This window comes from Pelovirga sp. C15f (genome assembly GCF_057178085.1).
In genome coordinates this window covers 818,291-829,633 of sequence record NZ_JBXUCV010000002.1, presented here as the reverse complement: position 1 = coordinate 829,633, position 11,343 = coordinate 818,291, and the positions used below count along the sequence as shown (strand labels likewise).

Sequence of the window (11,343 nt, the reverse complement as noted above, 5' to 3'; positions counted from 1 at the left end):
CGATGGTAATACCACGCTCGCGCTCTTCGGGAGCATTGTCGATCTGGTCAAAAGCCTTGACCTCTCCCTTGCCCATCTTCTCGGCCAGCACCCGGGTAATAGCAGCGGTCAGGGTGGTCTTGCCATGATCGACGTGACCGATCGTTCCAACGTTAACGTGCGGCTTTAACCGCTCAAATTTTGCCTTCGCCATTGTGAAATCCTCCTTAGTTTTCTTAACACCTGGTTTTAATAGAAAATATCCAGCTTACCGCAACCACGATGAAGCCAATACCACTGAAAAACATTGCATGTCAATTCAACAGAATAAGTGGAGCCCACAACCAGATTTGAACTGGTGACCTCATCCTTACCAAGGATGCGCTCTACCGTCTGAGCTATGTGGGCCCGGTGCGCTACCTTTTCTTCGCAGAGACATAAAATGGAGCGGGAAACGGGACTCGAACCCGCGACCCTCAGCTTGGAAGGCTGACGCTCTAGCCAACTGAGCTATTCCCGCCCAAAATTTACAGCTGATTGCTTATATCTGGACACCAAGCCCGCCACTGCCCCAGTACATATGGCTTGACAGCCTCCTGGCGCACAGATATCGAACCCTTGTCCGGCAAGTTTTTATGGTGGAGGGGGGAGGATTCGAACCTCCGAAGTCGCTGACGTCAGATTTACAGTCTGATCCCTTTGGCCGCTCGGGAACCCCTCCAGGGGAACCTGCATCTATTTAATTGTCGGGCTTGCCCGTTATTATCTAAGTGGAGCTGGCGAGAGGAATTGAACCCCCAACCTACTGATTACAAGTCAGTTGCTCTGCCGATTGAGCTACGCCAGCACAAGAAGCGACTTATATATCAGATAAAACCGGAATGCAAGGAAAAAACCTCTCAATAATCCGGCATATGTTCCGCACTGACAGCGCCGTCTTATAGTGCATCGGCAGGGCGAATGTCAACCATAAAGAACGCACCCAACGGAGTTTGCTCTCCCCCCGAAACAGAACCTGCCGATCATTGTTGTTTTCGAGCTGGTTGGGATTCAGGCCTTGATGGCATTCCAGCCGTTTTCAACCAGGATATCCCGTATGAATGTCAATGGCTCTCTCAGGACCCCATCCATCCGCAATTCTGCCGCGCGCAAAGCAACACCGGTATAGGAAAGACCGGCGACCATGAAATCCTGGCCGGAACGTATCACGCCTTCGTCTATGCCACGTCGCAGGTATTGTTGCAAAAAGCGGAAAGGATCGGTATCACAGATCGGAGACAAACCGGCAACAGCACCACCATGCTGCATAAAGAGCATGTATTTCATCAGGATCGGATCTTCTTCAACCAACTCACAGACCAGATAGGTAAACACCCGGAGCACCTCCTGCACGGACTCGGTTCCGCTCAGGCGCGATTTCAACAAGTCGTTGAATTCTTGCACCGAGTAAGCATGAATCCTTTTTGCCAGAGTTTCCTTGTCTTTAAAATGACTGTAAATCGCTCCGGTACTGACCCCGGAAGCGGTCACGATATCCGGGATAGAAACGCCGCAGTAGCCTTTTTCAACGAACAGCTTGCGACTGGCGAGAATCACCTTGTTGATTTTTTCCTGAGGGTTGATCGTCCGCTTTTTTCCTTCGGTCTTCATACTCGTACTCGCCATCATTCATTCTCCTTGCCAGCGCCTGCGTTGATCAGCCTTGTGCTGGTTCCGTGCCAAGATTCCTGCGTCTTTGTCGAACGATTTCAAACAAAGCAACTCCAGCTGCCACCGATGCATTCAGGGAGCTCAAAGCCCCCGCCATCGGGATCGCCAGCAGGCCATCACAATGCTTGCGAATATTAACACGTAAACCCTCCCCTTCTCTACCGACAACCAGGGCAACCGGGCCATCCAGGGAAACGCTAAACAGACCTTTGGCCGGGGCCTCGCCAGCCAATCCATAACACCATACCCCCGCCCGCTTAAGCTCTTCCAGGGTGCGGGCCAGATTAGTAACCTGACATAGGGGCAAATGCGCCAGGGCACCGGCCGCTGCTTTTTCAACGACCGGGGTGACCGGACATGCACGATCCTTGGCAACTATTACACCATGACACCCTGCCCCTTCGGCACTACGCACCAGAGCGCCGAAATTATACGGATCGGTAATACCGTCGAGGATCAGGAAAAAAGCGTCACCTTCTGATTGCTTCCAGTGGGCAAACAACTCTTCCAGAGAAAGATAGCGAAATGGTTCAAGCCTGAGCACGGCGCCCTGATGACGATCATGGCCGATCAGGCGGGTGAGATCCTGTCGATCCAGCTGCCGGACGCCAACCTGCTGAGCAGTTGCCTGCCGACGCAAGGTATCCAGACGCTGCTGACGATTGGTATCAGCCAGCAATAATTCCAGCGGTCTTCGCCCGGAACCGGCAAGGGCCTCGGCTACCGGGTTAATACCATACAGGTAATCGGCCATCAACCCTCCAGAGCAGCGCTGATTTCTTCAAGAATCTTCCCCGCAGCAGCCAGTGGGTCAGCAGCTGCAGAAATCGGCCTGCCAATCACCAGGGCGGTGGCCCCAGCGGCAATGGCAGCCGCCGGCGTCATGATGCGCTTCTGATCATCCACAGCAGCAAACGCCGGGCGCACACCGGGGGTAACGATGGCAAAACCCTCGCCACAGGCGGCGTGGATCAGGGCTGCTTCTCTGGGGGAGGCTACCACACCGTCAAAACCGGACGCTTGCGCCAATCGCGCCAGGCGTACAACCATCTCATCAACTGGTCGCTCAATGCCGATTTCTGTGAGGGTCGCCTGATCCGAGGACGTCAGAATGGTCACTGCAAGCATCTGCGGACGCGGGCAACCGGCTTCATGACAATAGCCCTCAACTTGTTCCACGGCGGTACGCATCATTTGTGCACCCCCCAGAGCGTGGACATTGAAAATTCGCACACCGAGCCGAGTCGCTTCTATCGCCGCCTTAGCGACGGTATTGGGGATATCGTGATATTTCAGATCAAGAAAAACATCTGCGCCCTGCTCAACAACCATTTTCACCACCGCCGGACCACAGCGGGTGAAGAGCTGCTTGCCAATCTTGAAAACACCGACGTTATCCTTGAGGATTTCAACCCAGTAGCGCGCCTGGTCAAAATCATCAACATCCAGGGCAAAAATCAAACAGTCCTTGGCTCTTTCGTTCATTCATCTCTCCCGGCCAGAGCACGCGCTTGCGCGGTACTCTCCTGAACGCATGATATAAGTGGACGGGCCTGTTCAGCGCTCAACTGCTGCCTGACGGCCATGCTTTTCAGATAAGCAACTTCCGCCAGAGAGTCCACCAGTAATTTGGTTTTGTCGCGCGCCTCGAGCCCGTCCAGATTGTCCACCAGAATGCGGCCATCCAGGGTACCATCGGCACGAAACTCGACATCGCGCAAAACAAAGGAATAAGGCTGCGGCAAAACGCGTAACTCCAGGGCGATCTCTTCCATGAAAAGTGGGTTGGCCTGCTTCAGCGGAGCATGAATCTTACGGAACAGGCCATTATAAATAGTGAGGACCTGTCCAAGAACCCCATCGATTTCCGTACCTGACGACTCATGCATACGCAGCAGATCGCGCTCCAGCAAGCCATAGAGGATACGAATGCCGTCAAATTCCCGCACCCCCGACTTTCTGAACAGATCACGCGCTTTTAATTGTCCAAAGCCGGACAGGTTGAGCATACGCGTTTCGGTTTCGGTAAGATCTCCGACTTCCTTGCCGGTAGCACAGGGATAATAGTCAAGGGAAACGACCTTACGCATAAACAGGGCTTTTTCATCGAGTCGACGCAATCCCTCCATAATCATATTCTGGGTGCTCATTGACAGCCGCAAGATATCTTCCTGTTCAACCGCCTTGGCTTCAAAGTAAAAAGCACCGCGTCCAGCGTTGAACAGATTATAGACAATATTCTCTACTTCACTGCGTGCGGCGGACCACAGATCTTTGGGGGAAACCGATGCCTGTTCAACCAGCAACTTCCCTAAGGTCGTGGTTTCAGTAACCTGCTCGCGCAGATGCTGAAGCTCCTGCTGTTCGATCTTGCCAAGAGAAAAGAGGACTGAACCGATGTCTTCGGTCTCAAAGGTACTGGTTGCAAAAACCACCTCACCCTGCTGAAAATACAGCGACTTGCTGCCCCCGGAGAGCAGAATATGGAGAACTCCGCTCTTGCGGAACATATTGAAATACGACAACAGGTCAGCGATCGCTCCTTCTTCCAGCACCCCCGCCAACAGTACCGGGGCCGACGCCCGGGGATCCGCCAGCAACAGATGGCCGGCTGACATACAGAGCAATTCCAGCGGTTTTTTGGCGAGCAACTGACCAACTTCCGGCGGCAAGCCGTGCAGCGTCCCCTTTTCGACACGAATCTCTGTCATACCACCTCATACCCTGCGCCCATCAACGACGCTATCACCTCAAACATCATCAGCTGCAGCAATAAGCCGACATAAAGCTGGGACAACTTCGTCCAGTGCCAGGGTTGTCTGTTCGCCACTGGTCCTGATTTTCAACTCGACCGTCCCCTCCTGCAAGCCACGTGTACCAACCGTGATCCGCAGCGGAATACCAACCAGGTCGGCATCCTTGAATTTGATTCCCGGACGTTCATCACGGTCATCGAGCAGCACCTCAACATCCTGTTCCAATAGTTGCTCATAGATCTCTTCGCCGGTCTGACGCACCTGCTCATCCTTGGGATTGAGCATCACCACCAGCGCCTGGAACGGAGCCAACGGCAACGGCAATTTAAGGCCATGCTCATCGTGGTTTTGCTCTATGGCTGCCGCGACAGTACGGCCAACGCCGATACCATAGCAGCCCATCACCAGCTCCCGGTTTTGTCCCTGATCATCAAGCACCGTCGCTGCCATGGTTTCGGAATATTTGGTTCCGAGTTTGAAGACGTGTCCTACCTCAATCCCGCGCCAACTCTCAAACCGCCCCTCCTTGCAGCGTGGGCAGGGGTCACCCTGCTCAGCACGGCGCAGGTCGGCAAACTGGTCAATAGCAACATCACGCGGGTGACAGACCCCGGTATAATGGCGATCGGCAGCATTGCCTCCAACGACATAATGGCTCATGGCGCGGACTTCGTTGTCGGCGAGAAGACGAACATCCAGACCGACCGGGCCGGCAAAACCGGTCGGGGCACCGGTCACGCGGCGTACAACTTCTTCTTCGGCCGGAAGAACCCAATCAACTTCCAGCAGATTGGCAAGCTTGATGGTATTGAGTTCGCGATCACCGCGCAACAGAACAACCACGACATCCGCTGTCGAGGTCTGAAGAATCAGGGTTTTCACCAGACTGGTCGGAGGCAGGCCAAGAAAGTCCGCCACCTCCTTGATGGTTTTCTGATTTGGAGTATCCACTAATTGCAGGGGCTGCCCGGGCGCTGCTGCCTCCTGCTCGGTCCACAGTACCTCGGCCTTCTCAACGTTGGCGGCATATTCACAGGAATCGCAGGAAACAATAGCATCCTCTCCCGACTCCGCGAGAACCATAAATTCATGGGAAAAACTGCCGCCAATCGCACCACTATCGGCCTCGACCGCACGAAAACGCAGGCCACAACGCTGGAAGATGTTGCGATAGGCCTGATACATCTTCTGATAGGAGATGTCGGCACCGGCATCATCCAGATCAAAGGAATAGGCATCCTTCATGATAAATTCGCGCCCGCGCATCAAACCAAAACGCGGCCGGATCTCATCGCGAAATTTGGTTTGAATCTGATACAGATTGAGGGGCAACTGGCGGTATGACCGGACCGTGTTGCGAATGATATCGGTCACCACTTCTTCGTGAGTTGGTCCCATACAGAAGTCTGCATCCTTGCGATCCTTGAAACGCAGCAGCTCTTTGCCGTACTTTTCCCAGCGCCCCGACTCCTGCCAAAGCTCCGCCGGGTTGGCCATCGGCATCAGACATTCGATGGCCCCGGCGCGATTCATCTCTTGACGAATGATCTGTTCCATTTTGCGAATGGAACGTAATCCCAACGGCATATAATTGTAGATCCCGGCAGCGACTTTACGGATCATGCCGGACCGCAGCATCAGCTGATGACTGATGACCTCAGCATCGGCAGGAATCTCTTTTAAGGTGGGCAAAAGATATTGGGAATAGCGCATGGTTTTTCCTGTAAATTAAGAAGTTGTTAGCAAAACAGCCTGGCAGAAAAAAGGGGATCAGCTACCGTTGAAGAACTTTTCCGGTCGTTGAAAAAGCTAACCTGATGAACCCTGCAAATGCAAGTACTTAACCTCTACCGGAGCCGGTGTGGTTATTTTTTTGGTGCTTGTCGCTCGGCAACCTCCTGCCAGGCGGCGGCGACCAGGGTGTCGGCAAGGTCAGCCTGAGGCACCCGGCACACCAGTTCCCCCCGCCGGAAAAGGATCCCCTCGTCGGTACCACCGGCGATCCCCAGATCGGCCTCCCGCGCCTCGCCGGGACCATTGACGGCGCACCCCATAACAGCAATTTTGAGCGGCAGGGGAAGGTCCTGAAGCCGCGCTTCGACTTCATTGGCAATCTCAATCAGGTCGATCCGGCAGCGCCCACAGGTGGGGCAACTGATGAACACCGGGCCGCGCTCGCGCAGCTCGAGACATTTGAGGATTTCCCAGCCGACACGAACCTCCGTCACCGGATCGCCGGTCAGGGAAACCCGCAGGGTATCGCCGATCCCTTCGCTGAGCAGGACGCCGAGACCAATAGCACTCTTGATGGTACCGCTGAAAACCGTCCCGGCTTCGGTGATGCCGACATGCAGGGGGTAGTCAACCTGCTGCGCCAGCAGGCGATAGGCCGAAACTGTACGGCCGATGTCAGAAGCCTTGAGACTGATCTTGATCTGCTCAAAAGATTCCTCTTCGAGCAGGCGGATATGCCCCAGGGCACTTTCAACCATCGCCGCTGCGCTAGCCTGACCATGTTTTCGCAGTAATTCTTTTTCCAGCGAACCACCATTAACGCCGATACGAATCGGGATCTGCCGCTCCTGACAGGCCCGCACGACCTCGGACACCTTCCAGCGTTCGCCAATATTGCCGGGATTGATGCGCAACCCGTCGACACCGGCATCAATCGCCGCCAGAGCAAGGCGATGATCGAAATGGATATCAGCCACCAGCGGGATATGACAGCCGTTCCGAATCTGTTTCAGCGCCCTGGCAGCGTCCAGGTCCGGTACCGCACAACGGACGATCTCACAACCGGCCTGCTCAAGGGCCGTGATCTGGCTTAAAGTCGCGGTGACATCCCTGGTGTCGGTACTGCACATCGACTGCACGCTGATCGGTGCATCACCACCGACTAGAAGCCCGCCAAGCTTGATTTGACGCGTTTTACGACCCACAAAAGACCTCCGACGTTAACAGATAAAACTGCGCAGCGCAGTCTACCCCATCACTAACCACCAGACAACCGACAATGTTTGACAGCGGGCGCACACAAGAAGTAGTGTGCAGCCTGCATCCACGTGTTTCTTCAACCAGGAAAAGACAGCCAGATACTTAAACATGATGAAAAAAAACACTGAAAAGAAAAAAACCGGCCGCCCGGAACTTGACACCCTTAAGCTGACCATTACCGAACTGGATAACGAAGGGGTCGGTAACGCCCGGGAAGATAACCGCACTGCCCTGGTTCAGGGTGCATTCCCTGCTGAAACGGTGGTGGCAGAGGTGGAACATCGAGGACGCACCCATATCTTTACCCGCCTGCTCAAAATACTGCGCCGATCCCCCTTGCGTACCGCCCAGCCCGGCTGTCCTCTTGAATTAAGTTGCCTGGGGTGCCCGCTGGTCAGCATGCAGTACCCGGCGCAACTTCAATTCAAAGAACAGCGGGTGCAACACGCCCTGACCGCGTTGATTCCCGCAGAGAGTTTTGCCGCCCTGCCGGTACTCCCCGCTGTCGATACCCTCGGCTATCGCACCAGCGCCAAGCTGGTGTTTGCGCGCAAACGGGAAAAGCTGCTCCTTGGCCTCTACCGGCGTGGCAGCCACGATGTTGTCGATATCGCCGCCTGCCCGGTTCACCATCCACTTATCAACCGTATCGCTGCCATTGTGCGTGATGATGTCGCCCGCCAGCAGGTCTCCGTATATAACCCGCGCCACCAGCGCGGCCTGTTGCGCTATCTGCTGATCCGCGTCAGCCCCGATAACGACCGCGCCCTGGTGACCTTTGTCTGTCATTACCGGGATTATCAGGAGCTGCCCAAACTCGCAAAAAAACTGGTCAAAAAGGTTCCCCAGGTGATCGGCGTCCACCAGAACGTCAACAGCTCCGGCGGCAACGTGGTCCTCGGTAATGAATCCATCAAACTCCTCGGCCATCCCGACCTGATTGAACAGGTTAATGACATCAGGATGCATATTGCCCCCGAATCCTTTTTCCAGGTCAATACCCGGCAGGCAGCAAGGATGTACGCCCTGATTTCTGACTGGGCTGAGCTGCGCGGCAAAGAAACGGTCGTTGATCTGTTCTGCGGCATCGGCGGAATTGCCCTGAGCCTGGCCAAAGGAGCACGCAGCGTTATCGGCATTGAGGTTGTTCCAGAAGCGGTGCGTAATGCCAAAGCCAATGCCGCCCTTAACCAGCTGAGCAATTGTCGATTTATTGCCGGTGACGCGATGACGGAGCTTGAGCATCTCGCTGTCACCCCCGACCTGGTTTCCATCAATCCGCCGCGCAAAGGCTGTGGTGTTGAGCTGATCCGCCGCATTCTCGCGCTGCGCCCGACCCAGATCATCTACGTCTCCTGCGATCCTGACACCCTGGCGCTGGATTTAAAGCAGTTGCTGGACGGTGGCTACCAGATCAAACGGCTGCAACCAATTGATATGTTTCCTCAGACCGCCCATATTGAAACCCTTGTCCAACTGGTTTCCGGGTAAACTGATCGCCAGAGGTACAGCTATCGAATTCACTCCTTATCCACAAAATCTGTGCTAGATTGTTACTCGACAATCCACCCGGACGCCGGCTTTTTTCTTTTTTTTGCCGAACCTAAATCAACAAACTGATGTTACAGGAGTTTTTCATGTTGGAACTTGACTATCGCGGACATGCCTGTCCATACCCTGTTGTTGAAACGCGCAAACAGATTCTGGCCAATGCTACCGATAAACTGACAGTACTGGTTGATGACGATGTCTGCCGCGACAATGTTGCCCGCCTGGCGGAAAAAATGGGATATCAAACCACCGCGGTGGCCACTCCTGACGGCTATCGGATGGAACTGTCGCCGCCGGCAGCACAAGCCGAAGCCACCAGCCCGGCCCCACAAGCAGCCGCGCCAGGAGCAACTGTGATTTACTGTGGCAGCGACCGCATGGGCTCCGGTGATGACGATTTTGGCCGGTTGCTGCTGAGAAACTTTCTGATGACCCAACTCGAAATCGATCCGCTGCCGGCAGCTATTTTGTTTGTTAACAGCGCAGTCCATCTGGTTTGTACCGGGTCAGAGGTTCTTGATACCCTTAAGGCGCTCAAAACCGCTGGTGTTGATATTGCCAGCTGTGGCCTGTGCCTCGATTTCTACAATCGTAAGGATCAGCTCAAGGTTGGTCGTATCACCAATATGCTTGATATCGTCGATATCCAGCATCAGGCCGGGCGCATTATTTCCCCCTGAGCTCTACTTAAGTTACAGACAAAGCAACACCCAATCGGCAAGAAAAGCGATGCTTTACTCTCAACAGCGTGTTAGAAATAATCTATTTACTTGATCACCGCACACAGGAAAACCAGATGCTGAAACAACGCTGCAGCGGTATACTGCTACACCCTTCCTCCCTTGCGGGGGCACAGCATACCGGTTCTTTAGGGCAAGAAGCGCGTGATTTTATTGATTTTCTCGTCGCTAGCGGGCAATCAGTATGGCAGATCCTTCCGCTTGGTCCAACCGGCTACGGCAACTGCCCCTACAGTTGTTTTTCAGCTTTTGCCGGCAACCCCCTGCTGATTAGTCTGGCTGACCTCGTCCAGACCAATGACCTTGACGTCAGTGATTTACCGCCTCCCGCAGCGCAGGCATCCCATTGTGACTTCGCCGCTGCCTTAACTACCCAGATGCCTCTGCTGCGCAAAGCCTGGAAGATATTTTTTGGTCAGCAGGACACGCTGCGCTATCAAAGCTTTACCGACTTTTGTCACGCCCAACATCATTGGCTGGATGATTACAGCCTGTTCGAGGCGATCCGTTCGCACCATGAATACCGTAACTGGCAGGACTGGCCGGAACCACTGCGACGCCGCGATCAGGCAGCCCTTGAGCAATGTCGATCGGAGCTTGCCGACCAGATTTCATGGCACAAGTATCTCCAGTTTGTCTTTTTTGAACAATGGTTTTCATTACACCAATACGCACAACAACGCGGCATCTTGATCTTCGGTGATCTGCCGATTTTCGTCGCCGAGAATTCTGCCGACGTCTGGGCCCATTCCCAATTGTTTCATCTTGATGAACACCAGCGGCCGACGCTGATCGCCGGGGTGCCTCCGGATTATTTCAGTGCCACCGGGCAACGCTGGGGCAACCCCCTGTACCGCTGGGACCAACTCAAGGAGCAGAACTACCAGTGGTGGCTTCAGCGTTTCGATTGGAATTTCAGTCTGTTCGATCTGTTACGGGTCGATCATTTCCGCGGATTTGTTGCCTCCTGGGCCATCCCGGCTCACGACCCGACGGCAGTTAACGGTCACTGGATGGACACCCCCGGACGAGAGCTGTTTGACCTGCTGGCTGAACGCTATTCCAACCTGCCGATCATCGCTGAGGATCTTGGCATTATCACTGAGGAGGTAGAACAATTGCGGGATGATTTTTCCTTCCCCGGCATGAAAATTCTGCAATTTGCTTTCGATTCTGACGCCAGGAACCCCTATCTACCCCATAATCATCGCCGTAATTCGGTTGTTTATACCGGTACCCACGATAACAACACCACCCTTGGTTGGTGGAATCAGCTTGACGACAGAGTCAAAAACCGGGTTAAGGAATATCTGGGATTGCGCTCTGCAGATATGCCCTGGCTGCTGGTTGAAACCGCCATGGCCAGTGTTGCCCGCCTCAGCATCATCCCCCTCCAGGATATTCTCTGCCTCGACAAAGGAGCGCGGATGAATACTCCCGGAACCGCCACCGGCAACTGGTCGTGGCGATTCAGCAAAAACACGCTGGATGAATCGTTGCGCCTGCGTCTGCGATCGACAACACATCTCTACGGTCGCGATCTGTGTATCAGCACATAAATTTCCTAAAGAACATTCAACTATTGTTGCTGATTTAAAGCCTGTGCTATTGTC

Annotated in this window: 10 protein-coding genes and 4 tRNA genes; 3 read left to right on the top strand and 11 right to left on the bottom strand. The window is 54.3% G+C overall.

Annotation, left to right across the window (positions count from 1 at the left end; translation table 11 throughout):
* The 11 genes from AC1931_RS09055 to ispG all read right to left on the bottom strand — a co-directional run.
* Positions 1 to 193, bottom strand: a 193-nt coding sequence (locus tag AC1931_RS09055; protein ID WP_483876923.1) for a GTP-binding protein, incomplete at its 3' end; no start/stop codon positions are given.
* Positions 194 to 311: 118 nt separating this feature from the next.
* Positions 312 to 387 (bottom strand) — tRNA-Thr (locus tag AC1931_RS09050).
* A 35-nt stretch (positions 388 to 422) separates the two neighbouring features.
* Positions 423 to 499, bottom strand: a tRNA-Gly gene (locus tag AC1931_RS09045).
* Between the two features lie 116 nt (positions 500 to 615).
* A tRNA-Tyr gene (locus AC1931_RS09040) sits at positions 616 to 700 on the bottom strand.
* 50 nt (positions 701 to 750) lie between these two features.
* Positions 751 to 826, bottom strand: a tRNA-Thr gene (locus AC1931_RS09035).
* A 203-nt stretch (positions 827 to 1,029) separates the two neighbouring features.
* Entirely contained in the window at positions 1,030 to 1,647 is a 618-nt protein-coding gene (locus tag AC1931_RS09030; RefSeq protein ID WP_483876922.1) for a TetR/AcrR family transcriptional regulator, read from the bottom strand.
* Positions 1,648 to 1,675: 28 nt separating this feature from the next.
* On the bottom strand, positions 1,676 to 2,443 hold the full coding sequence (gene rlmB, locus AC1931_RS09025; protein ID WP_483876921.1) for a 23S rRNA (guanosine(2251)-2'-O)-methyltransferase RlmB: 768 nt from the start codon (positions 2,441 to 2,443) through the stop codon (positions 1,676 to 1,678).
* Positions 2,443 to 3,174, bottom strand: coding sequence for an orotidine-5'-phosphate decarboxylase (gene pyrF / locus AC1931_RS09020; RefSeq protein ID WP_483876920.1), 732 nt, complete (start codon positions 3,172 to 3,174; stop codon positions 2,443 to 2,445). The genes rlmB and pyrF overlap by 1 nt, the downstream gene beginning before the upstream one ends.
* Complete coding sequence (locus tag AC1931_RS09015) at positions 3,171 to 4,400, bottom strand: DUF4388 domain-containing protein (protein ID WP_483876919.1); 1,230 nt, start codon at positions 4,398 to 4,400, stop codon at positions 3,171 to 3,173. The genes pyrF and AC1931_RS09015 overlap by 4 nt, the downstream gene beginning before the upstream one ends.
* 39 nt (positions 4,401 to 4,439) lie before the next feature.
* The gene (locus AC1931_RS09010) at positions 4,440 to 6,158 is read right to left on the bottom strand and encodes a proline--tRNA ligase (protein WP_483876918.1); all 1,719 of its coding nucleotides are present in this window, start codon (positions 6,156 to 6,158) and stop codon (positions 4,440 to 4,442) included.
* 152 nt (positions 6,159 to 6,310) lie between these two features.
* Positions 6,311 to 7,384: a flavodoxin-dependent (E)-4-hydroxy-3-methylbut-2-enyl-diphosphate synthase gene (gene ispG, locus AC1931_RS09005; RefSeq protein ID WP_483876917.1), complete on the bottom strand. Its 1,074-nt coding sequence runs from the start codon at positions 7,382 to 7,384 to the stop codon at positions 6,311 to 6,313.
* Positions 7,385 to 7,547: 163 nt separating this feature from the next.
* Here ispG and rlmD point away from each other — a divergent pair, with 163 nt between their 5' ends.
* From rlmD to malQ, 3 genes are all read left to right on the top strand, one after another.
* Entirely contained in the window at positions 7,548 to 8,930 is a 1,383-nt protein-coding gene (gene rlmD / locus AC1931_RS09000) for a 23S rRNA (uracil(1939)-C(5))-methyltransferase RlmD (protein WP_483876916.1), read from the top strand.
* A gap of 146 nt (positions 8,931 to 9,076) precedes the next feature.
* Entirely contained in the window at positions 9,077 to 9,670 is a 594-nt protein-coding gene (yedF, locus tag AC1931_RS08995; protein WP_483876915.1) for a sulfurtransferase-like selenium metabolism protein YedF, read from the top strand.
* Positions 9,671 to 9,786: 116 nt separating this feature from the next.
* Positions 9,787 to 11,289 (top strand): 4-alpha-glucanotransferase, encoded by a 1,503-nt coding sequence (gene malQ, locus AC1931_RS08990; RefSeq protein ID WP_483876914.1) that lies wholly within the window; start codon positions 9,787 to 9,789, stop codon positions 11,287 to 11,289.
* The last annotated feature ends 54 nt before the right edge of the window (positions 11,290 to 11,343 follow it).

Excerpts from the sequence above, each read along its gene's own strand:
- AC1931_RS09030 (WP_483876922.1), bottom strand. The coding sequence starts at position 1,647 with ATGATGGCGAGTACGAGTATGAAGACCGAAGGAAAAAAGCGGACGATC.
- rlmB (WP_483876921.1), bottom strand. The coding sequence starts at position 2,443 with ATGGCCGATTACCTGTATGGTATTAACCCGGTAGCCGAGGCCCTTGCC.
- pyrF (WP_483876920.1), bottom strand. The coding sequence starts at position 3,174 with ATGAACGAAAGAGCCAAGGACTGTTTGATTTTTGCCCTGGATGTTGAT.
- AC1931_RS09015 (WP_483876919.1), bottom strand. The coding sequence starts at position 4,400 with ATGACAGAGATTCGTGTCGAAAAGGGGACGCTGCACGGCTTGCCGCCG.
- AC1931_RS09010 (WP_483876918.1), bottom strand. The coding sequence starts at position 6,158 with ATGCGCTATTCCCAATATCTTTTGCCCACCTTAAAAGAGATTCCTGCC.
- rlmD (WP_483876916.1), top strand. The coding sequence starts at position 7,548 with ATGATGAAAAAAAACACTGAAAAGAAAAAAACCGGCCGCCCGGAACTT.
- yedF (WP_483876915.1), top strand. The coding sequence starts at position 9,077 with ATGTTGGAACTTGACTATCGCGGACATGCCTGTCCATACCCTGTTGTT.
- malQ (WP_483876914.1), top strand. The coding sequence starts at position 9,787 with ATGCTGAAACAACGCTGCAGCGGTATACTGCTACACCCTTCCTCCCTT.